This is a genomic window from Stenotrophomonas sp. ESTM1D_MKCIP4_1 (genome assembly GCF_003086895.1).
Classification (GTDB): domain Bacteria; phylum Pseudomonadota; class Gammaproteobacteria; order Xanthomonadales; family Xanthomonadaceae; genus Stenotrophomonas.
In genome coordinates this window covers 1641521-1662715 of sequence record NZ_CP026004.1, presented here as the reverse complement: position 1 = coordinate 1662715, position 21195 = coordinate 1641521, and the positions used below count along the sequence as shown (strand labels likewise).

Here is a 21195-nt window from a genome sequence, read left to right as displayed (position 1 = left end):
GCGGCATGGGAATCCGCCTGCCCACCTGGGTCTGGATCGGCGCCGTCGCCTTGTCCAGCGTGGCCGGCATGGTCAACGTGGTGGGTTTCCTGGGCTTCGAGCATCAGGCGGTCAGCCACATGACCGGCAGCACCAGCCAGCTGGGCATGGCCATCGCCGAGGGTGACTGGCGCGCCGTGGGCCACCTCTGGGGCCTGCTGATCGCCTTCTCGCTGGGCGCGATGCTCAGCGGCCTGCTGATCCAGGACAACACCCTGCAGCTGGGCCGCCGCTACGGCGTGGCGCTGGCCATCGAATCCACGCTGCTGCTGGTGGCCATTCCACTGTTCGAGCAGCAGCAGATCTGGGGAGCCCTCGCCGCCGCCATGGCCTGCGGCCTGCAGAACGCGATGGCCACCACGTTCAGCGGCGCGGTGGTGCGTACCACGCATCTGAGCGGCATGTTCACCGACCTCGGCATCGGCCTGGGCCATCTGCTGCGCGGCCTGCCCCTGCAGGTGCGCCGGCTCACCCTCAGCGGCCTGATCATCAGCGGCTTCCTCGGCGGCGGCATCCTCGGCGCGTGGTTGTTCATGCGTTTCCGCTACGACGCCCTGCTGGCGCCTGCCCTGCTCACCGGCCTGACCGGCATCGTCTACGTGCTGTACCAGCAGTGGGCGCGCTGGCGGCACTGAGGATGGGCGGGGGTCAGATCCCTCTCCCGCGTAGAAGGCTCTGACCCCGGCTGCCGGATCCAGCGCATCCACGCATGGCGTGGATCTACCTTCCCCTGCGGGACCACGGCACAATCGCTGCATGAGCCCGACCACTCCCGCTTCCGCCCTCACCATCGCCGGCTCCGATTCCGGCGGTGGCGCCGGCATCCAGGCCGATCTGAAGGCCTTCGCCGCGCACCGCGTACATGGCCTGTCCGCCATCGCAGCATTGACGGCGCAGAACACCCGCGGCGTCATCGCCGTGCACGTGCCACCGGTCGCCTTCCTGCGCGCGCAGCTGGACGCCTGCTTCGATGATTTCGACATCCACGCCGTCAAGCTCGGCATGCTGGCCAATGCCGAGGTCATCCACACCGTCGCCGATGTGCTTGCACAGCGCCGCCCCGCACACGTGGTGCTGGACCCGGTGATGGTCGCCACCAGCGGCGCACGCCTGCTGGAAGACAGCGCGCTGCAGGCGATGCGCGAACGCCTGCTGCCGCTGGCAACGCTGATCACTCCCAATACCCCGGAAGCCGAGCTGCTGGTCGGCGGCAGCATCACCAACGCCGACCAGGCCGAACAGGCCGCTGCAGCCCTGCTGGACATGGGCGCCGGCGCGGTGCTGCTGAAGGGTGGCCACCTGCATGAAGGCAACCGGGTGATCGACCGCTATTTCGATGGCGTCAGCAGCGAGGAGTTCATCCACGCACGGCTGCCGCTGGATGCACATGGCACCGGCTGCACGCTGGCCTCGGCCATCGCCGCACAGCTGTGCAACGGGTTGAGCCTGGCCAACGCCTGCGAAGCCGGCATCGACTACGTGGCGCGCGGCCTGCAGCAGGGCTATGCGCCCGGACGCAGCGAGGTGCTGGTGCTGGACCACTTCGGCGCGGCGCCACACGCATGACCGATACGCCGCGCACCTTCGCCGTGGACAGCGGCGATGGCCACCGTTACGAAATCATCGCCTGCGTGCCTGCCGACCCCGTGGCGCGCCTGCTGTGGCTGCCGGCGCTGGGTGTGGCCGCGCGCCACTACCTGCCGCTGGCGCAGGCACTGGCCGCACGTGGCGTCGCCGTCTACCTGCACGAGTGGCGCGGCAACGGCAGCAGTTCCCTGCGCCCGTCGCGTACCACCGACTGGGGGTATCGCGAGATCCTCGAGCAGGATCTGCCGACCAGCCAGGCCGTGCTGGGCCGCGAAGACGAAGCGGCCAGCGCCCTGCCCTGGATCATCGGTGGACACAGCCTGGGCGGGCAGCTCGCCTGCCTGCATGCGGGGCGCAACCCGGACCGTTTCCAGCGCCTGTGGCTGGCGGCCAGTGGCACGCCGTTCTGGCGCGTGTTCCCGGCCCCGCGCGGCTGGCTGCTTCCGCTGTTCTACCGCTTCCTGCCATGGATCGCGCGCCGCCAGGGTGTACTGCACGGCCGCCGCCTTGGCTTTGGCGGCACCGAAGCGCGTGGCCTGATCGCGGACTGGGCACGTGTGGGCCTGAACAACCACTACGCCGCCGTGGGCATGCACGAGGATCTTGATGCGCAGCTGGCACGCATCCATGGCAGCGCGCAGGCGGTGCTGATGGCCGATGATTGGTTCGCGCCGCCCGGCTCCATGCACGCGCTGCTGGCCAAGCTGCCGAATGTGGCCTCACGCGTGCGCGTGCTGTCCGCGCAGGAACTGGGGACGCGTGCCGATCACTTCGCGTGGATGAAGGCGCCAGACATTGTGGCGGAGAGCTTTTTCATTCAGTTGAATGAAAATTTTCACAAAAGCGTTGACGACAGCCGCCGACATCCGCATAATTCCGCTCCTGTCGCAGGGCGCCCGTAGCTCAGTTGGATAGAGTACCTGGCTACGAACCAGGCGGTCGGGAGTTCGAATCTCTCCGGGCGCACCACTCGACAGGCTTCCAGCATCCGCCGCTGGAAGATGCAGTAAAATGAAGTAACAAATTGATTGTGTACCGCGCGCCCGTAGCTCAGTTGGATAGAGTACCTGGCTACGAACCAGGCGGTCGGGAGTTCGAATCTCTCCGGGCGCACCACACACGATCAATACAACAAGTTTATGTAATTGGCGCCCGTAGCTCAGTTGGATAGAGTACCTGGCTACGAACCAGGCGGTCGGGAGTTCGAATCTCTCCGGGCGCACCATTACACCGAAACAGCAGGCCTCGGCCTGCTGTTTTTTTTGTGCCTTCGGCAGGGCTGCGCCCTGCACCTGCGGTAGTGCCGGCCGCTGGCCGGCAACAACGTTTGGAGCGCGCGGCATTTGGCAGGTGTCGACCCTGGTCGACACATCTGTCAGGTATCGAAACAAGTCCGGGGTCAGAGCCCGTTGCACAGCAACGGGATCCGACCCCGTGCCGTTCCGACAGATCGCGGAAAACTGTCGAAGGCGGGGTGGGTCCGGTTGCGGGGGCGTGAGCGCCATGGATGGCGCGACCGAGCTTACATGGACGTACTTGCAGCGTCCCCCGCAACCGGACCCACCCCGCCATCCCACGGATAACCAGCTTCTGCCGTTGACGTTGACGTTGACGTTGCCGTCGACGTTGATTCGGCAGGTGCAGGGCGCAGCCCTGCAGACCCCCCCCCCTCCACGCATGGCGTGGATCTACCCCATTGCCTGCCACCACTGCGCCAGCAGCTCCGGCCTGCGCAACCGCTCGCGCCACCAGCGCAATGCCGCGCCATCCTCACCCGTGCGCCAGGCCAGCCAGAACGTTTCCTCCGGTTTGTGCTCCTCCACTTCGCGGATCACCAGCTGGCCACGGGCCACCGCTGCGCGCGCGCACGGCTCGGGCAGAAAACCGAAACCCACGCCCTGGCACTGCAGGTTCAACTTGCTGGCCATGTCCGGCACCGTCAGGATCTCCTGCCCCATCAGCAGGCCGACCGTGCGTGGCAGCAACCGCCGCGCGGAATCGGACACGGCAATGGCGCAATGCTCGGCCAGCTGCTCGCGCCCCAGCACACCCGGCGCCTGCGCCAACGGATGATGGGGAGCCACCGCGAACACAAACGCCACGCTTCCCAGCGGCTCCACCACGTAGCCACCGCCACTGGGTCCCTCGCCGGCCGCGCCCACCAGCAGGTCGGCGCGGCGGTCCAGCAGGGCCTCCCAGGTACCCGACAACGCCTCGCCGAACAGACGCAGCCGCGTCGGCGCCTCGATACCGCGAAACGCAGCAATGTCCGGGCCCAGCAGCCAGGTCGGAAACACCGAATCCACCGCCAGAGTCAGCTCCGCCTCCCAACCGGAGGCCACCCGCCGCACCCGCAGCTCCAGTTCACGGGCAGCCCGCAGCAGGTGGCGGCCCTCGTCCAGCAGCGCCCGACCGGCCTCGGTCAGCTCCGCACGGGGGCCGACCCGGTCGAACAGCTGGACGCCCAGGTCCTCCTCCAGCTTGGCCACGGTGTAGGAGATGGTCGAGGGCACCTTGTGCAGGGCCTTGCCCGCGCCGGCAAAGGAGCCGCGGCGGTCGATGGCGTCCAGGATCTGCAGGGCATCCAGGCTGAGCTTGAGCATTCGAAATTTTCGATGATGGCTGTCAAAACTATCCGTTTTTCAAACCCACGGTGCAAGCGGATACTTCTCTCCAACGGGGAAACACAGCGGCCACCGGCCCACCCCGCCCCATCGAAACCATCGAACAAGGAGAAATCATCATGCTGCAGATCCGCAAGAGCGCTACCCGTGGCCTGGCCGAGCATGGCTGGCTGTCCTCCCGCCACACCTTCTCCTTCGCCGGCTACTACGACCCGCGCTACGTCAGCTTCGGCCCGCTGCGCGTCATCAACGAAGACAAGGTCATCGGCGGCCAGGGCTTCGGCACCCACAGCCACAGCAACATGGAAATCATTTCCTACGTGCTGGGCGGTGCGCTGGAGCACAAGGACTCGATGGGCACCGGCTCGGTGCTGCGCTACGGCGACGTGCAGGTGATGAGCGCCGGCAGCGGCGTCAGCCACAGCGAGTTCAACCACTCGGCCACCGATCCGGTGCACTTCCTGCAGATCTGGGTCTTCCCGGACAGCGAGAACATCGAACCGTCCTACCGCGAGACCCATTTCGCGCCGGAAACCAAGCGCGGCCAGCTGCGCCTGATCGCCTCGCCCGATGGTGCCGACGGTTCGCTGCGCATCCAGCAGGATGCCCGCATCTACGCCACCATCCTTGATGGCAGCCAGAAGCTGCACCACGCACTGGGCAATGGCCGTGGCGCCTATGTGCAGGTCGCCCGTGGCCAGCTGCAGGTGAACGGCATCACCCTGGATGCCGGTGACGCACTGCAGATCAGCGACGAAGCACAGCTGACGCTGGAAAACGGCAACGACGCCGAAGTGCTGGTGTTCGATCTGCCGCTGTAAGCACTGAGCACGACGATGCAGCAAGGCCCGCGGCGCCCATGGGTGTCGCGGGCCTTTGCGTGCCTGGCCCGCGCGACTGCATTCGTATTCGCCGTGCGATGACGCTTCCGGCACTTGCTCAAGGAGCCTGGAAACGTTTTCATTGCGGGATTCTCCCGATCCCACCCTGCGCATGACGCCCTCTTCCCCGCGTGCCCAGCAGCACGCCACCCGCGCTGCCTTCTTCATACCGGGCTTTGCCACGGCGGCCTGGGCACCGATGGTGCCGTACGCCAAAGCCAAGGCGCAGTTGTCCGATGCCAGCCTGGGCGCGGTACTGCTGTGCCTCGGCCTGGGCTCGCTGCTGGCGATGCCGCTGGCCGGCGCACTGAGCGGACGCCTGGGCTGCCGGCGCCTGATGATCATCACCACCGGTCTCATCCTGCTGGCGTTGCCGCTGCTGGCGCTGGCGCCCTCCCCGCTGGCGCTGGGCACGGCGCTGTTCCTGTTCGGTGCGGGTGTCGGCGCGATGGACTGCACGATGAACATGCAGGCGGTGGCGGTTGAACGTGATGCCGGCCGCGCGATGATGTCGGGCTTCCATGCGTTCTACAGCATCGGCGGCTTCATCGGTGCCGGCTGCATGACCGGCCTGCTGTTGCTGGGCACACCACTGTGGATGGCCGCGCTGCTGTCGGTGGCAGCCATGCTCGTGGTGGCGCTGTTGTCGGCACCGCACTGGCGCCCGCAGCGCATCGCCCATGACGGCCCGATGCTGGCCATGCCCCACGGCGTGGTGCTGTTCATCAGCGTGCTGGCCTTCATCGTGTTCCTGGCCGAAGGCTCGATGCTCGATTGGAGCGCCGTGTTCCTTGCCGAGGTGCGGCAGGTCCCGCGCGACCAGGCCGGCGCTGGCTTTGCGGTGTTCACCCTGGCGATGACCGCGATGCGCCTGTTCGGCGATGGCCTCGTCGAGCGTCTGGGCCGCACGCGCACGATCATCATCGGCGGGGTCACCGCCGCCACCGGGTTCGCCCTGGCCACCCTGGTGCCCTCCTTCGCGGTGGCGCTGGCTGGCTATGTGATGGTCGGCCTGGGCTGCGCCAACATCGTGCCGGCGCTGTTCTCGATGGCCGGCCAGCAGCGCGCGATGCCTGAAAGCATCGCCATCACCGCCGTCACCACGCTGGGTTACGCCGGCATCCTCGCCGGCCCGGCGGCGATCGGCGGACTGGCCCACCTCACCACGCTGGGATTCGCCTTCCTCTGCGTGGCGGCACTGCTGCTGGGCGTGGCGGCCTCGGCCCGCGCTCTGGCACGCCGTTTGCCGTAAGGAGAAAGATCAGCCGCGCGTGGCCACAGGAGCGGCAGTGTCATGCACCCGCCACTCTGCCTGTGCCGGCAGTTGTGGCGCCGGGCAGGTCGCGCGCGGGTGGTGCGCGTCCTGGGCCATCCAGTCATCCACTACGCCGGCCAGCAGGTCCAATCGCAGCGGCAGGGTGATGTGGTCTTCTCCGCGCATCTCGATGTAGTGCGCGCGCGGATTGGCCAGCGCGAGCTGGCGGCCCTGGCTGACCGGAATGTGCTGGTCGCCCTGCCCGTGCAGCAGCAGCACGCAGGCACGGGTATCGGCCAGTGCGCGGGCCACGTCCACCCGGTCCAGATCGACATCAATGCGGCGGCTGGCAGCGGCGATCACCTGGTTGATGTCCTGGCCGCCGTAACGCCAGCGCGCATACGATGCCACGGCCTGCGCCTTCAGCCCTTCCGGCTGCAGCGCCATCAGGTGCGGAATCATCGTGCGGATGGCGACGCCCGCATTGGCAAACGATTCCATCGCCACCACGCCGGCCACCTGGTCGCCCAGCTTGTCGGCCGTGAACACGGCGGTGGCGGCGCCGTAGGACACCCCGAACAGGTACAAGGGCCCGACCACCTCGCCGCGCGCACGCAACTCGCCGATCACATCCACCACATCGTCCGATTCGTAGGTGCCGTAGCCGGACGGCCCACGCCCGGACTGGCCATGGTTGCGCAGGTCCAGGGTGACCACGCGGTAGCCCGACTCGGCCAGTTGCAGCGACCAGGGCAGCATCGAATCGCCATTCATCATCCAGCCGTGCAGCAGCACCACCGTGCCGCGCGGCGCCTGCGCACGGAACGGCTGCGGCACCGACAGGCTCAGCCCGGTGTCCAGGGGTTGGCCGTTCTCGTGGCGCTGCGGCAGGTAACGATAGCGGGCGCCATAGTCGCCCGGATCGAACACCCGCCAGAAGATCGGCACGCCATCGCGCCCCGGCGCAATGCCATGGCGATTGGGCAGCTCGGCGATGGCCGCGGCGATGCGCGGCTGGTCCAGCAGGGTGGATACGCCACCGGGCGCGACCAGCCGGTCGCTGAGCGACGTGGACGAGGCGGTGATCGAGGAAGAGCATGCAGCCAGCCACAGGCCGGCGCACGCCAGCAACAGCAGCAGCGGGCGCTTCATGGGCAATCAGGGAAAAGTGCGACAGCGTGGCAGGTTAGCGGGCGCAGCCGGGCTTCATCTATCGCAGTTGGATGACCGGTTGATGACAGTCGGGGATCGATTCAGTTTTGTCCGCGCGCCATCATGCGAAGGGTGGACGCATCCGCTCAGCGCTTGACCAGCTCGACGCGGCGATTGCGCGCCCTGCCGTCTTCGCTGCCGTTGTCAGCCACGGGCTTGTCGGCACCAAAGCCCGCCGCCTGCAGGCGCTCCGGAGCGATGCCTTTGCTGGTCAGGGCTGCCACCACCGATGCAGCACGGGCTTCAGACAGGCTGCGGTTGTGTGCCGCCGCGCCGCTGTTGTCGGTATGTCCTTCGATGGCAAGCTTCAGTGCAGCATCGCTGCGCAGCAGTTCCAGCACCTGCGCCAGCTGAGGCTCGGATGTCGGCAGGATGTCCGCCTTGTCGCTGGCGAAGTTGACCTGGATGGCGACCCGGCCGGCACTGTTCAGCTGATTCCTGAGTGCGTCGGCCGGCAGCAGCGCTGCGGTCTGGGTGAAGCCTTTGCGCTCGACCACGACCCAGCCTGCGCTCAGGTACTCCAGCCGCGCGTGCACCCAGAGCTGGCGACCATCGGCAAGGTCAACACGGTAGACCTGGGTTTCGTAATCCTGCCAGCTGAAGCCCGCAGCCTGGCTGTAGGCCGACTTCACCTGCTGCGGCACGCCATCGGCAGCTTCGCGCGGAATGTGGCCATCAAACACCTTGCGGCCACCGGCCTGGGCCATCATCGCTTCAAGGTTGCGCCGCACCTCATGCAATGAATACGCATGCTCGCCCTTGTCGAAGTCCTGGGCCCAGGTGCGTCCTTCCACCTGCTCGAAGCGCTTACCGTTCCAGAACGGGAAGGTGTCGAAATCACGTTTCTGCGGTGCATTGCGCTCGCCATAGCCGGCCGGCAGGCCCAGGTGCGGGAAGCTGTCCGACCACTGCGCGGTAGGCTTGAACGGCACGTCATCGAGTACCACCAGACCGGCGCCGTTGCTGTCCACGGCGAGCTGCACCCACACCGTGCGATCGGCCTGACGCACCACGTACACCGTGGTGGCCGCGTCCTGGTCCAGGTTCACCGCATCGATGAAACCGCCGCCGATCTCGTCTTCCAGCTGCGGGCCGTAGTAGATGTCACGCAGCAGTTTGCCCTCGAACACCTTGTGCCCACCGGCGGCAGCCAGCACGCCATCGAAGTTGCGCTGCACTTCCAGCGCCGAGAAGGTCTTGTCCGCTGCGCTGTCGGCAACGATGCGCGCCGACCAGCTCGGGCCTTCCGCCCAATGCACGCCATCGCCGATACGGAACGGAAAGCGCGCCCATGCACGCTTGCTGGCTGTGTTCTGCGGCGCATAGCCGTGTGGCAGGCTGAAGAACGGCAGTTCCCCCAGCGCCACGCTGCTGATCGACAGCTGAGTGGTATCGAAAGACAGCACCGGCACCGGCTTGCCATCCCGGTCGGTCAGGCCCGCGGCCGCGTCCTTTGCCGCCGCTGCACTGGCAGTGCCAGCTTCCGTTGCAGCTGCATCCGCGGGCGCGGCGGCCGTCTCGGCGGCCGGCACAGGCGTGCGTTCGCAGCCTGCCACTGCCAGCAGCACCACAGCCCCCAGACAGATCCTCGTCCATGCGTACATCGCCACACCTCATATCCATTGAGAAGGGCCCCGAGCATAGCGCATGGCCGTGACGGCCACACACTGCCATCGTTCGTGCGCATTCACGTCATTCCCATGTCATTGCGCCTGCAGAAACTCCCGGGCTTTCCCCACTCAAGGTCCGGTTTCGATGCGAACGATTGCGCGTTTTCCCAGTGTTTCGCTGCTTGCCCTGCTGATCGCCCCCGCGCTGGACGCCTTGGCTGAAGCACCGCAGGGCGAGACCGCCGAATCGCGCAGTGCCGACGCACGCACACTGGACCAGGTGCAGGTGATCGGCCAGGCCACCAGTTATGCCAAGACCTCGGTACGCACCGAAGCGCTGAACCGGCAGACGGTGCTGAGCAGCGTCAACGGCGCACTCAACGAAGTGCCGGGCGTCGTGGTCAGCGAAGCCGATGCAACCGGTTCTTCGGTGTGGGGCACGCAGATCAGCATGCGCGGCTTTGTCACCAACCGCGATACGCAGCAGATCGGCACCACCATCGATGGCCTGCCCAACGGCGGCTCGGGCTACGGCGGCGGCTCGCTGGCCAACCGCTACATCGACACGCTCGACCTGGAAACAGTGGAAGTCAGCCAGGGCACGGCCGACATTTCCTCGCGCTCCAACGAGGCGCTCGGCGGCACGCTGAACTTCCTCACCAGTGATCCGCTGCATGACAGCCGCCTGCGCTTCGTCACAGGTGCCGGTGACAACGATGCGCGCAAGTACTACGTGCGCTACGACACCGGCCTGCTCGGCGGCCACACCCGCGCCTGGGTCAGCGCATCCTCGGCCCGCGTGAGCGACTGGATCGATGGCAGCGGCAAGACCAGCAACGATCATATCGCCGGCAAATTCGTCACCGAACTGGACCGCTGGACGCTGACCGGCTATCTCTCCTACAACGATGCCGACGAGCCGGAATACACCAGCGTTTCGCCGCAGGGCTTTGCCAGCAACCCCGACCGCGACAACCTGGTCGGCACCCTCACCGGCATCCCCTACCTGGACCAGAACTACCGTTCCGGTTCGCGCGCGCTGCGTGAGAACACCTTCGGCTACCTGCGCGCGGCCTTCGACGGCGGCAACGGCTTCAGAACCTCGCTGGCTGCCTATGGCCATCGCATGCAGGGCCGAGGCGACTGGCTGCCGCCCTATCTGGCCGACGTGACCCAGGACGGGGCCGGCCAACCGCAGTCCGAATACATGGGCGGCAGCACGGCGTACGGCGGCAGCAACCTCGGCCAGATCTACTTCGTGAACCCCGATGGCAGCAGCGCCCAGCCCATTGCGGGTTGCACCCCGCGCGTGGGCTTCAGCGCCGAATACGATCCCAACTGCTACGCCGGCAACGTGCTGGGCGCGCAGTCCTATCGCCACACCCACTACGACAACGACCGCATGGGCGTGACCGCCGATGTCGAATGGCGGCAGACCTTTGGCGGCGTCGACAACACCGTCCGCGGCGGCCTGTGGGTGGAGAAGCTGGACCGCTCGGCGCGCCGCGACTGGCACCGCCTGCTCAACGTCGGCCAGGACATCGGCTTCGACCACCAGCCGTACTGGGTGCAGTTCGAGGACAACTACACGGTGGACGAGCAGATGTACTACGTCGAGGACGTGGCCCGCTTCGGCCCGTTCAGTACGCGCGTGGGCGTCAAGCAGTTCTTCGTCGACCAGTCGCGCAACCGCGTGATCGGTGCCAGCGAGCACGTCACCTCCGATTCCAAATCCGACCCGCTGCTGTCCACGGGCTTCACCTGGGCTCCGGGCGTGGAGGGCATGGAGCTGTTCGCCGGCTTCTCGCAGAACTTCGCCGCGATTCCCTCCGGCGTGCTCGGCGAAACCGACCCGCAGCGCTTCCGCAACGTCGAACCGGAGACGGCTGACAACATCGAAGTGGGCATGCGCATCAGCCGCTGGCCGCTGACCGCCTCGGTCACCCTGTACAACATCAAATTCGACAACCGGATCGTCTACCTGCCGGCCGGCCTGGTCAGCGGCATCGACTACCTGGACGAGACCGACGGCGTCTACGAGAACTTCGGTGGCGTGGAAAGCAACGGCCTGGAAGCGGCCTTCGGCTATGGCTGGGACAACGGCTGGCGGATCAACGCGGCCTATACCTACAACCGCTCCAAGTACCTGGGCAGCGGCGATGCCACGCGTGATACCCAGCTGGGCATCGTCGATGGGGCCAAAGTGATCGGCCAGCCCGAGCAGATCCTGGTGCTGTCGGCCGATTGGCAGGGCGAGAACTGGAACTTCGGCCTGTCCGGCCGCTACCTGGGCACCCGCTACCTGGACGCGGCCAACGTCAACAAGCTGCCCTCGGCCACGGTCTTCAACGCCAACATCGGCTTCGACCTGCAGGGCCTGTCGCCGCGCCTGAAGGGCATGGGCGCCAACCTCGTGGTGAGCAACATCACCGACAAGCGCTATCTTGCTGGGGTTGACGGTGCCAACGCGGCCTTCATCGGCGCGCCGCGCACCGTCGGCATCTCCTTCCGCGTGGATCTGTGAGGTACTCGTGACTGATATCGGCCGACGCCGGTTGCTGCAGGCCGGCGTCGCCGCCGGCCTGGCACCGCTGCTGCCCAGCATCGCCCGGGCAGCGGCCATCGCCCCGGCCGCGCAGACGCGCAGCCTGCAGGACCTGCAGCACATCGTGGTGTTCATGCAGGAAAACCGATCGTTCGACCACTACTTCGGCACCCTGCCGGGCGTGCGTGGGTTCGGCGACCGCTTCGTTGCCCCCGCTGCACCGCTGGCCGGCGCGGATGGCCCGCGCAGCCTCTGGCTGCAGCCCGATGCCAGCGGGCAACGCGCGATCGCGCCCTTCGCGCTGGATACGGCCGCACACTTCGGTTACATGCGCGTGGAAGGCACCCCGCACACCTGGCCCGATGCACAGCGCGCCTGGGACCACGGCCGCATGGGGCACTGGCCGATGGCCAAGCAGAACCACGCGATGGGCTACTTCCAGCGCGCCGACCTGCCTTTCCAGTTCGCCCTGGCCGAAGCATTCACGATCTGCGATGCCTACCACTGCGCCATGCAGGCCGGTACCAACCCGAACCGGGTATTCCTGTGGACCGGCCACAACGACGCCTTCGCCCGCGCCGGCGGTCCGGTGATCGCCAACTCGCATGACAACTTCCCCGAGCACGGCGGTCATCCGCAGTCCTACCGGTGGACCAGCTATGTGGAGCGGCTGCAGCAGGCAGGTGTCTCCTGGCAGATATACCAGGACATGGCCGACAACTTCACCGACAACCCGTTGGCCGGCTTCGAGACGTTCCGCCAGGCCTACAGCGGCGCACCGGGACACGATGCCGCGCTGCGCAAACGTGGCGTCAGCACGCGCGGGTTGGCCCAGCTGCGCCAGGACGCCATCGACGGCCGCCTGCCGCAGGTCAGCTTCATCATCGCCGATGCCGCCGGCAGCGAGCACCCTGGGCCTTCCAGTCCGGCCCAGGGCGCGGCCTACACCGCGCGCGTGCTGGACGCGCTGACCGCCGACCCGGAGGTGTGGAGCCGCACCGCGCTGCTGCTGATGTTCGATGAGAACGACGGTTTCTTCGACCACGTGCCGCCGCCCGCGCCGCCGTCGGCAACACCCGATGGCGGCTGGGCCGGTGCGTCGTCGGTGAGCACCGACGGCGAGTACCACCAGCACCCGGCGCCGGGCGACGAGAAGTCCGACGCTGCCGAACTGCGCGGCCGCCCGTATGGCCTGGGCCCGCGCGTGCCGCTGTATGTGATCTCGCCCTGGAGCCGCGGCGGCTGGGTCGATTCGCAGGTGTATGACCATACTTCGGTGCTGCGGCTGATCGAGCGCCGCTTCGGCGTGCCCGCGCCGGACATCTCGCCATGGCGCCGCGCCGTGTGTGGCGACCTGACCAATGCCTTCGACTTTGCCCAGCGCGATACCCGTCCGTTCGTGCGCAATCTGCCCGATGTCAGTGCCACCGCTGCGCGCGCCGCGGCCCTGCCCGGGCGCACCGTGCCTGCACTGCCTGCAGGCCTGCTGGCGGCACGCCAGGAAGCGGGCACGCGTCCTGCACGCGCCCTGCCGTATCGCCCGCAGGCGCAGGTGGCGGCGATTGCCGCAGACAGCATCCGCCTGCAGTTTTCCTGCGACGGCGCAGCCAGCGTACTGCACGTCTATGACCGGCTTCGCCTGACGGACCTGCCGCGCCGCTATACCGTGGCGCCGGACGCGCCGCTGCAGGACCGGTGGGCGCTGGATGCCCAGGGCCGCTACGATCTCTGGCTGCTGGGCCCGAACGGCTTCCACCGGCACTTCCGCGGCGCTGCCGGTGCGCCGGTGCTGCACGCGCAGGTTGACCCGATCGAGGGCCAGCTGCGGTTGACGCTGCGCAATGCCAGCGGTGCAGCGCAGTCGATCCGTGTGCGAGGCGGTGCCTACGCCGGGCACATGCCTGAGCAGACGCTGATCCTGGCCGCTGGGGTGGAGACCACGCTGGCCTGGGACGCGGCGCCCACCAGCGGTTGGTATGACCTGCACGTGGTGGCCGGTGACAGCGAACTGCGCCTGGCCGGCCGCGCCGAAGATGGTCGCCCCGGCACCAGCGACCCGGCGATGGGTGGCCAGCCGCTACGCTTCGAGCACGGATGAGGCTGTCGGTAGAGTCGAGCTTGCTCGACTGCTTGTTTCAGTCGAGCAGGCTCGACTCTACAAAATGCAGCCGAGCATGGGCTCGGCTCTGCAGAGCCAGTGGCGCATGACGGGACGTCAGCCGTTCCAGCCCAGCCCGCGCGGCTCACTGCTGAACCCTGCTTCGCGCAGCGCTTCGACGGCGGGACCACGATGGATCTGCTCTTCGTTGATGCGCTCCAGGGTGAACGACATCCGCCGGCCACGGCGCAGGCACACCGCCAGCGCCTGGGCAGCGGCCGACCAGCGCGCTGCGGCATCTTCGGCCGTCGCATCGATCCAGCTGGTCAGCTGGCGCCCGCCCTGCGGCAGGTACAGCTGCAGGCGGCCAGCGCCGATCACCACCATCGCCCCGGCTCGCCGCACGGGCTTCGGCCCTGCCGACGGCAAGGGCCAGGGCAGCAGACTGCCGAACGGATTGGCGGGGTCCAGTGCAGACAACGCAATCCATCTGCCAGGCCGACCCGGCCGTTCGGCGCTGACGCGCAGGCGGTCGATGTCATCGCGCTGGGCGAACTGGGCACCGCCCATGCCCTCCACGAAGCGCCCCCGCAGCAGCCGCCCGCTGTCTTCCATGCTGCGCAGTACCGGGCGCAGTGCCGGGAAACCACCCGCCACGGCTTCACTCATCGCCGCGCTGCGGGTCACCACCGTGTAACGATCCAGCAGCGCCTCGGCCTGTGCGAGCGCGCGCACCGTGTCGTTGGCCCGCGCCTGCGGCAGAAGCGACCAGCGTCCAGCCAGCGTTGGCCCCGTGCTGCTGGCAAGTTCCAGCCCAGCGCCCGCGGCAGATGTGGCTGGCGCGAAGGCAAAGCCCCGGCGCCGCCGCGACACCGGTACGGGGCGCGCCCGTGCGGGACGCGCGCCGCCCAGCGCGCGCAACGGCGCCCACAGATCACTGCTGACCTGGCCGCGCCAGGCCAGCTGCCACAACGCCGTCGGGAAGTCCTCGCCGGCACGGTCCGTCTCCGCCAGGCGCAGCTGTACCTGCATCGCCAGCTGCGGGGCGAAGAACGCACCGCCGTCGGCCAGCACGTGCAGGATCGCCTGCTGCATCGGCGAATCAGCCATCTCTCCGTTGATGGTCGGCAGGGTTTCAGGCGCATGCTCGCGGACGTGCAGCGACACCAGGCCATCATCGTCGCCCACACGGCCATGGCCAGCCCAGAGCACCGCGCCGGTCGCCAGCAGCTCATCCAGCAGCGCGGGCCTGTAGCCGGGCACGCGCGCCGGCAGCACCTGCTGTTCCCACAACGATGCCGGCAGTGGCAGGCCCGCCAGCTGTTCGATCACCTGCAGCACGCTTTCGCTGTCGGGCGCAGGCACGACCTCGTGCAGCACGCCTTGGTTCTGCAGCAGCAGGTCGACGTAGGCCTCCACCGGCACCGGGCGGGTCGCCTCGCGCGCGGCCTGCAGCGAGCGCAGCCGCAACCGCTGCAGCACATCGGCGGCGACCCACTCGTGGGCAGCGCGCGGCGAAGCAGGTGTGAGCTCATCCATGGCCTGGCGGCGATCAAGGCCGAAGCGGCCGCGAACGATCCGCCCTTGTTCCTGCAGGGCATGCAGCGCGTCATCCACCACCGCCACGCCCAGCCCGAAGCGTGCGGCCACGCCGCCGCTGCTGAAGGGCCCGTGATGCCGCGCATGGCGGCTGAGCAGATCACCCAGTGGATCGGGCACCGGCGCCAGGAATGCCTCGGCCACGTCCGCAGGCGGATCGATCCCCAGGGCATCCCGCAGCCGCGCGGCATCCTCCACCGCGGCCCACTGCTCAGTACCGGCGACGGCCACCCTGATGGCACGGCCAGCGGCGTGCAGCGCCTCCAGCCAGGCCGCGCCCTGCGCTGGCTCAGTGATGCGCTGCGCGACGTCGATGGCAGGCAGCGGGCCAAGTTCGCGCAGCAGGTCGGCCACGCCTTCGCTGCCACGCGCATGGCGGATCGGATCCAAGCGCTGCAGCTCGCGCGCCACGGTGGCCACCACGTCATCGTCGAGCAGCTCACCCAGATCGACCTGGCCAAGCAGTTCGGCAAGCAGGCCACTGTCGAGCGCCAGCACCGATGCACGCCGCTCGGCCAGCGGCACATCGGCTTCGTACATGAATTCGGCGACATAGCCGAACAGCAGATTCGCCGCGAAGGGCGATGGCACTGCCGTCTCCACTTCAACCATCCCGACCTGCCCCGCCTGCATGCGCAGCATCAGCGCATCCAGCGCGTCCAGATCGTAGACGTCCTGCAGGCACTCGCGTGCGGTTTCGACCAGGATCGGGAATTCCTCCTGCCCGCGTGTGATCTCCAGCAGCTGCCCGGCACGCAGGCGCTGCTGCCACAACGGCGAGCGCTTGCCCGGTGTGCGGCGCGGCAGCAGCAGGGCGCGCGAAGCGCACTCACGGAAGCGTGCGGCGAACAACGCAGAGCCCGTGACTGACAGATGGATGGTGTGGCGCAGGCTGGCCGCGTCGAACAGAAAGATCTCCGCACCGGGCACAACGCCGCTGCGATCCGGCATGCGCACGATGATGCCGTCGTCGCTGGCCACCACCGCCGCATCCACGCCCGCCTGCTCTCTCAGCCGGGCGGCCACGGCCAACGCCCAGGGATCGTGCACCCGTCGCCCGTAAGGGGAATGCAGCATCACCCGCCAATCACCCAGTTCATCACGGCAACGCTCCACCACCAGGCGCCGGTCGGTCGGCAGCACGCCGGTCGCCTGCTGCTGTTCGGCCACCAGCGCCAGCATGTTGCCGATCGCGTTGTCATCCAGGCCACGCCCGCGCAGCCGGGCAAGCAGCGCCGGGGATGGCTCGCCAGCGGAGCCTGGATCGGCTTCCAGTTCGGCAAGGAACGCGCCGGTGGCCTGCCCCAGCTCGGCCGGGCGGCCGATGCCCTCGCCCCGCCAGAACGGCAACCGCGCCGAGCGCCCTGGCGCGGGCGTCACCACGACCTGGTCGAGGGTGATCTGGTCAATGCGCCAGGAGGTGGCGCCGAGGGTGATCACATCATTGACCCGCGACTCGTGGACCATCTCCTCGTCCAGCTCGCCGACACGGCGCGATCCTGCCTGTTCTTCACCCTCGGGCAGGACAACGGCATACATGCCACGGTCGGGAATGGTACCGCCGCTGGTCACCGCCAGCTGGCGGGCGCCAGGACGTGCGGTCAGCGTGCCGGTCTTCCGGTCCCAGACAAGCCGCGGGCGGAAACCGGCGAACGCATCGGACGGATAGCGCCCAGCCAGCATGTCCAGCACCGCATCAAAGGCATTGCGCGGCAGCGTGCGGTACGGCGCGGCGCGGCGAACCCGTGCGTACCAGGCCTCGACATCGAGTGGCTCCATCGCTACCGCAGCCACGGTCTGCTGGGCCAGCACATCGAGCGGATTGCGCGGTGAGTCGATGGCTTCGATACGCCCATCGAGCATGCTGTCCACCACCACGGCCGCATCCACCAGGTCACGCCGCGTGCGTGGGTACAGCAGCCCGCGCGACAGACCACCCACCTGGTGCCCGGCACGCCCGACCCGCTGCAGCGCGCTGGACACCGAATGCGGCGCGGCCACCTGGATGACCAGATCCACCAGGCCCATGTCGATACCCAGTTCCAGGCTGGACGTCGCCACCACGCACCGCAGTTCGCCGGACTTCAGTGCCTGCTCGATGGCAGCACGCTGTTCCTTGGACACCGAGCCATGGTGCGATCGCGCAATCAGGGTGCCCGGCGCCGTCACCCGGTTCACCGTGCTGCCGGTGAACGAGCCGTAAGCCGTTGCGGTCTCTCCGGCGGTCAGTTCGGGATGCTCCCCCGTGCTGCGCTCGGCATGCAGTTCGTTGAGCCGCGCGGTGAGTCGTTCGGCCACGCCACGCGAATTGGCGAAGACAATCGTGGAGCGATGCTGCAGCACGTTGTCGAGAATGCTGGCTTCCACATGCGGCCAGATCGACCCCGTGCGTGCGCCTGAGCTGTGTCCTTCCGCGGGGCCGTGCACGGCCAGGTCGGTCATGTCCTCGATGGGCACCACGATCTTCAGTTCCAGCTGCCGCTGTGAAGCGGGCTGCACCACCTGCACCGCGCGGTCGCCGCCCAGGAATGCGGCCACACCCTCCACGGGCCGTACCGTGGCCGACAGGCCGATGCGTTGCGCCGGGGCCTGCAGCAGCGCATCGAGCCGCTCTAGGCTCAGGGCCAGGTGCGAGCCACGCTTGCTGCCGGCCACCGCGTGGATCTCATCGAGAATGACCGTGTGCACATCGCGCAGTATGTCGCGCGCCTGTGAGGTCAGCATCAGGTACAGCGACTCGGGCGTGGTGATCAGGATATCCGGCGCGCGCCGCAGCAGGCGCGCCCGCTCGCTACTGCTGGTATCGCCGGTACGCATGGCCACGGACAGGGCGACGGTCGGATCACCGCGTTCACTGCGGCGGGCACTGATGCCCTGCAGCGGCACCTGCAGGTTGCGCTGCACATCGCTGCCCAGCGCCTTGATCGGCGACAGGTACAGCACGCGCGTGCGCGCCACGTGCTTGGCCGAAGGGTCGCGGCGTGCCTCGCCATCGCGCTCGGCAAAGACCTGGTCGATGGCATGCAGGAATGCCGCCAGCGTCTTGCCCGATCCCGTCGGCGCCACCACCAGCGTGTGCCGGCCCGCAGCGATCGACGCCCAGGCCTCGTCCTGGACCGGCGTTGAGGCCGCGAACGCAGAGCGGAACCAGTCGCGTGTCGCGGGATGGAAATGCTGCAGGGAATCCAAGGCAGGGACGGTCGCCATCGATGATGGCTTCGATCATACGGCGAAGAAATCGTTTGTCATTACAAATAGTTACGTTATAACATTTCACGCCATTTTTACGGAGCGTGTCATGCGTCGCCACCTGCTAGCTGCAGCCATCCCCCTCGCCCTCCAGTCCGTCGCCCTCCATTCCGCCCGGGCGGCGGACGCGCCCACCCTCCCCACCCTGCAGGTGGAAGCCAGCCAGCCCTCACGCATCGACAGCCGTGTCACCGTCGACAACCCGCAGGCCCAGAACCGCACCCTCGGCGGCCTGCTCGAACATGTGTCCGGCGTGCAGAACAGCGCCTTCGGGCCCAACGCCGGCGCGCCGGTCATCCGCAGCCTCAGCGGCAACCGCGTGCAGATCCTGCAGGACGGCCAGTCCATCCTCGGCATGAACGCAATCAGCGGCGACATCAACATTCCGTTCGACCCGCTGTTCGTGCGCAGCGTCACCGTCAACAAGTCCTCCGACACCGTGCGCTACAGCGGCAACGCCATCGGCGGCAGCGTCGAGATCGATTCCGGGTTGATGTCACGCACGATGGAAGACAAGGACCAGTCGATGGAACTGGTGCTGCGCAAAGGCTTCAACGCCGCCGACGCGCAGGGCTTCCGCATGAACTTCAACAACCAGCGCAACGTCTCCACCAACCTGCAGGTCTCGCGGCAGCGCATCTCCCACTACGACATCCCCGGCAACAGCAAGGCGGCCGCCTGCAACACGCAGCTGTTCCCGGCCGCCGGCGGTGTCAATTCGGCGCTGGCCGATGCCTGCCAGAAGGAAGCCCGGGTGCAGCAGGTCTACAACAAGGCCTCGCAGCCCTACATCGACCAGTTCATGACCGAGAACCCAGACTGGGCCGATGGCGAGTTCTCCTTCTACACCAACAGCCCGACCTCGGTGTGGCAGCGCCAGACCTACGTCAATCCGGTCAATCCGGACTACGTCGCCGGCACGCCGTCCTATGTGCAGAAGCGGATCAACAACGACGTCACCCCGGACTACCACCACCGCCTGGGCAACAGCTATTCACGCAGTTCGCAGGTGGCGCTCGGCTCGACCCTGTTCTTCGACCGCGGCTACGTGGGCATCAGCATAGACGCCAAGGACAGCGAATACGGCGTGCCCGGTTTCTCGATGCAGAACCTGTCTTTCGGCGCCAACTACGCCGATGGCCTGCCGGTGGGCGTGGTCATCAAGCAGGAACGCTATGCGCTGGAAGCCCTGCTGCGCGACCCGGTGCCCGGCGTCGAACGCGCCGAACTGCGCGTCTCGCAGCTGGACAACACCTCCGGCGAGCGCCTGGGTACCCGCAAGGCCAACGATTACGACTTTGAAAGCACGCAGGCCGAACTGCTGCTGGCGCACCGCCGCATCGGCCCGCTGAGCGGCCTGCTCGGTCTCAGCCAGCAGTCGCGCGAGGTCACCGGCAGCGGCCCGCAGCGCTACCTGCCCGACGTCGACACCCGCACCCAGGCCGTGTTCCTGAAGGAGACGCTGGACTTCGATTGGGCCTCGTTCGATGCCGGCGTGCGCCATGAACGCGTGGACCACATGCTGCGGCCCAGCAGCTTCAGGACCGCACGCAATTCCGCCAACACCGCGCTGCAGGACCGCGACTTCCGGCTCAACAGCTACAGCATTGGCTCCTACGTTGAACTCGGCCCGCTGTTCGCCGCCAAGCTGCGCTATTCCTCCTCGCAGCGCGCACCGGAGATCAACGAGCTCTACGCCAGCAATGCGCATTACTCGGTGATGACCCAAGAGGAAGGCAACCAGAACCTGGAGCCGGAACGTGCGAAGAACCTCGAGCTGACCGGCCTGTTCCACCTGGGTGGCTTCCAGCTGTCGGCCACCGCTTACCGCATGCGTTACGAAAACTACCTGTACCTGGGCTACTCCGGCCTGCAGACTGCCAACCGCCTGCCGCTGAAGTACTGGAAGCAGACCGACACCACGGTGAAGGGCTTCGAGATCGATGCCTCGCAGGCCCTGGACCTGGGCCGTTTCGGCGCGCTGAACCTGTCGGTCTTCGCTGACCTAGTGAAGAACAAGGCTGACCACCCGGATCCGCTGCGCGCGCACAACGATGGCGAGTACCTGCCCAACATGCCGACCAACCGTTACGGTGCCATCGTGCAATGGCAGCGCGAGGGCTGGAAGGCGCAGCTGTCGAGCACCTACTACGACAGGCAGACGTACCTCGGTCGCAACGTCAGCGAGGAAGTGCCTCTCGATGCGTTCAACCTGGTCGATATGCAGCTGAGCCGGGCGATTCCGCTGCGCACGACAGCTGTCGCCGGCCTGGAAGTCTTCATCAATGGCAGCAACCTGCTCAACGAGGAGGCGCGGCCGCACAACTCGCCATTGAAGTACATCGCACCGCTGCCTGGCCGTGCGTTCCAGGTGGGGGTGACCGTGCGGCTCTGACCCCGCTCACGGCAGGAAGCGCCTGCGGAGCATGATCCGCAGGCGCTGTACGGCATGCGCGGCGCAGTGCCAGCAGGCGCCGCCTGCGTATATGGGAATGG

At 67.6% G+C, this 21195-nt stretch carries 12 protein-coding genes and 3 tRNA genes; 11 read left to right on the top strand and 4 right to left on the bottom strand.

Going from position 1 to position 21195, the window contains the following annotated elements:
* Positions 1 to 5: 5 nt before the first annotated feature.
* The 6 genes from C1924_RS07720 (at position 6) to C1924_RS07695 (ending at position 2851) form a co-directional block, all read left to right on the top strand.
* A complete protein-coding gene (locus C1924_RS07720) occupies positions 6 to 674 on the top strand; it encodes a YoaK family protein (protein WP_108764764.1) in 669 nt (222 codons plus the stop codon).
* A 121-nt stretch (positions 675 to 795) separates the two neighbouring features.
* Complete coding sequence (thiD, locus tag C1924_RS07715) at positions 796 to 1605, top strand: bifunctional hydroxymethylpyrimidine kinase/phosphomethylpyrimidine kinase (RefSeq protein WP_108764763.1); 810 nt, start codon at positions 796 to 798, stop codon at positions 1603 to 1605.
* A complete protein-coding gene (locus C1924_RS07710; protein ID WP_108764762.1) occupies positions 1602 to 2528 on the top strand; it encodes an alpha/beta fold hydrolase in 927 nt (308 codons plus the stop codon). The genes thiD and C1924_RS07710 overlap by 4 nt, the downstream gene beginning before the upstream one ends.
* Positions 2519 to 2595: transfer RNA gene (locus tag C1924_RS07705), tRNA-Arg, on the top strand. Before C1924_RS07710 ends, C1924_RS07705 begins: the two co-directional genes overlap by 10 nt.
* 70 nt (positions 2596 to 2665) lie before the next feature.
* Positions 2666 to 2742: transfer RNA gene (locus C1924_RS07700), tRNA-Arg, on the top strand.
* Positions 2743 to 2774: 32 nt separating this feature from the next.
* Positions 2775 to 2851, top strand: a tRNA-Arg gene (locus C1924_RS07695).
* A 463-nt stretch (positions 2852 to 3314) separates the two neighbouring features.
* On the opposite strand, the gene C1924_RS07690 is transcribed toward C1924_RS07695, so the two are convergent.
* Positions 3315 to 4229: a LysR family transcriptional regulator gene (locus C1924_RS07690; RefSeq protein WP_108764761.1), complete on the bottom strand. Its 915-nt coding sequence runs from the start codon at positions 4227 to 4229 to the stop codon at positions 3315 to 3317.
* Between the two features lie 140 nt (positions 4230 to 4369).
* Here C1924_RS07690 and C1924_RS07685 point away from each other — a divergent pair, with 140 nt between their 5' ends.
* Together C1924_RS07685 and C1924_RS07680 are read left to right on the top strand one after the other, a co-directional pair.
* Entirely contained in the window at positions 4370 to 5071 is a 702-nt protein-coding gene (locus C1924_RS07685) for a pirin family protein (protein ID WP_108764760.1), read from the top strand.
* Positions 5072 to 5243: 172 nt separating this feature from the next.
* Positions 5244 to 6383: an MFS transporter gene (locus C1924_RS07680; protein ID WP_108764759.1), complete on the top strand. Its 1140-nt coding sequence runs from the start codon at positions 5244 to 5246 to the stop codon at positions 6381 to 6383.
* A 9-nt stretch (positions 6384 to 6392) separates the two neighbouring features.
* Here C1924_RS07680 and C1924_RS07675 read toward each other — a convergent pair whose 3' ends face one another.
* On the bottom strand, positions 6393 to 7538 hold the full coding sequence (locus C1924_RS07675) for an alpha/beta fold hydrolase (RefSeq protein WP_108764758.1): 1146 nt from the start codon (positions 7536 to 7538) through the stop codon (positions 6393 to 6395).
* A gap of 146 nt (positions 7539 to 7684) precedes the next feature.
* A complete protein-coding gene (locus C1924_RS07670; RefSeq protein ID WP_108764757.1) occupies positions 7685 to 9202 on the bottom strand; it encodes an OmpA family protein in 1518 nt (505 codons plus the stop codon).
* Between the two features lie 151 nt (positions 9203 to 9353).
* On the opposite strand from C1924_RS07670, the gene C1924_RS07665 reads away from it, so the two are divergent.
* Both C1924_RS07665 and C1924_RS07660 read left to right on the top strand, forming a co-directional pair.
* Positions 9354 to 11732: a TonB-dependent receptor gene (locus C1924_RS07665; protein ID WP_108764756.1), complete on the top strand. Its 2379-nt coding sequence runs from the start codon at positions 9354 to 9356 to the stop codon at positions 11730 to 11732.
* Positions 11733 to 11739: 7 nt separating this feature from the next.
* Entirely contained in the window at positions 11740 to 13851 is a 2112-nt protein-coding gene (locus tag C1924_RS07660; RefSeq protein ID WP_108764755.1) for a phospholipase C, phosphocholine-specific, read from the top strand.
* Between the two features lie 117 nt (positions 13852 to 13968).
* Here C1924_RS07660 and C1924_RS07655 read toward each other — a convergent pair whose 3' ends face one another.
* Positions 13969 to 18657: an ATP-dependent helicase gene (locus tag C1924_RS07655; RefSeq protein ID WP_108764754.1), complete on the bottom strand. Its 4689-nt coding sequence runs from the start codon at positions 18655 to 18657 to the stop codon at positions 13969 to 13971.
* A gap of 91 nt (positions 18658 to 18748) precedes the next feature.
* On the opposite strand from C1924_RS07655, the gene C1924_RS07650 reads away from it, so the two are divergent.
* On the top strand, positions 18749 to 21094 hold the full coding sequence (locus C1924_RS07650; protein WP_108764753.1) for a TonB-dependent receptor: 2346 nt from the start codon (positions 18749 to 18751) through the stop codon (positions 21092 to 21094).
* Positions 21095 to 21195 lie beyond the last annotated feature (101 nt).

What these genes read in the sequence shown, in the direction of transcription:
- C1924_RS07650 (WP_108764753.1), top strand. Translation starts at nt 18,749, where the DNA reads ATGCGTCGCCACCTGCTAGCTGCAGCCATCCCCCTCGCCCTCCAGTCC.
- C1924_RS07665 (WP_108764756.1), top strand. Translation starts at nt 9,354, where the DNA reads ATGCGAACGATTGCGCGTTTTCCCAGTGTTTCGCTGCTTGCCCTGCTG.
- C1924_RS07690 (WP_108764761.1), bottom strand. Translation starts at nt 4,229, where the DNA reads ATGCTCAAGCTCAGCCTGGATGCCCTGCAGATCCTGGACGCCATCGAC.
- thiD (WP_108764763.1), top strand. Translation starts at nt 796, where the DNA reads ATGAGCCCGACCACTCCCGCTTCCGCCCTCACCATCGCCGGCTCCGAT.
- C1924_RS07655 (WP_108764754.1), bottom strand. Translation starts at nt 18,657, where the DNA reads ATGGCGACCGTCCCTGCCTTGGATTCCCTGCAGCATTTCCATCCCGCG.
- C1924_RS07680 (WP_108764759.1), top strand. Translation starts at nt 5,244, where the DNA reads ATGACGCCCTCTTCCCCGCGTGCCCAGCAGCACGCCACCCGCGCTGCC.
- C1924_RS07675 (WP_108764758.1), bottom strand. Translation starts at nt 7,538, where the DNA reads ATGAAGCGCCCGCTGCTGCTGTTGCTGGCGTGCGCCGGCCTGTGGCTG.
- C1924_RS07720 (WP_108764764.1), top strand. Translation starts at nt 6, where the DNA reads ATGGGAATCCGCCTGCCCACCTGGGTCTGGATCGGCGCCGTCGCCTTG.
- C1924_RS07685 (WP_108764760.1), top strand. Translation starts at nt 4,370, where the DNA reads ATGCTGCAGATCCGCAAGAGCGCTACCCGTGGCCTGGCCGAGCATGGC.
- C1924_RS07710 (WP_108764762.1), top strand. Translation starts at nt 1,602, where the DNA reads ATGACCGATACGCCGCGCACCTTCGCCGTGGACAGCGGCGATGGCCAC.
- C1924_RS07670 (WP_108764757.1), bottom strand. Translation starts at nt 9,202, where the DNA reads ATGTACGCATGGACGAGGATCTGTCTGGGGGCTGTGGTGCTGCTGGCA.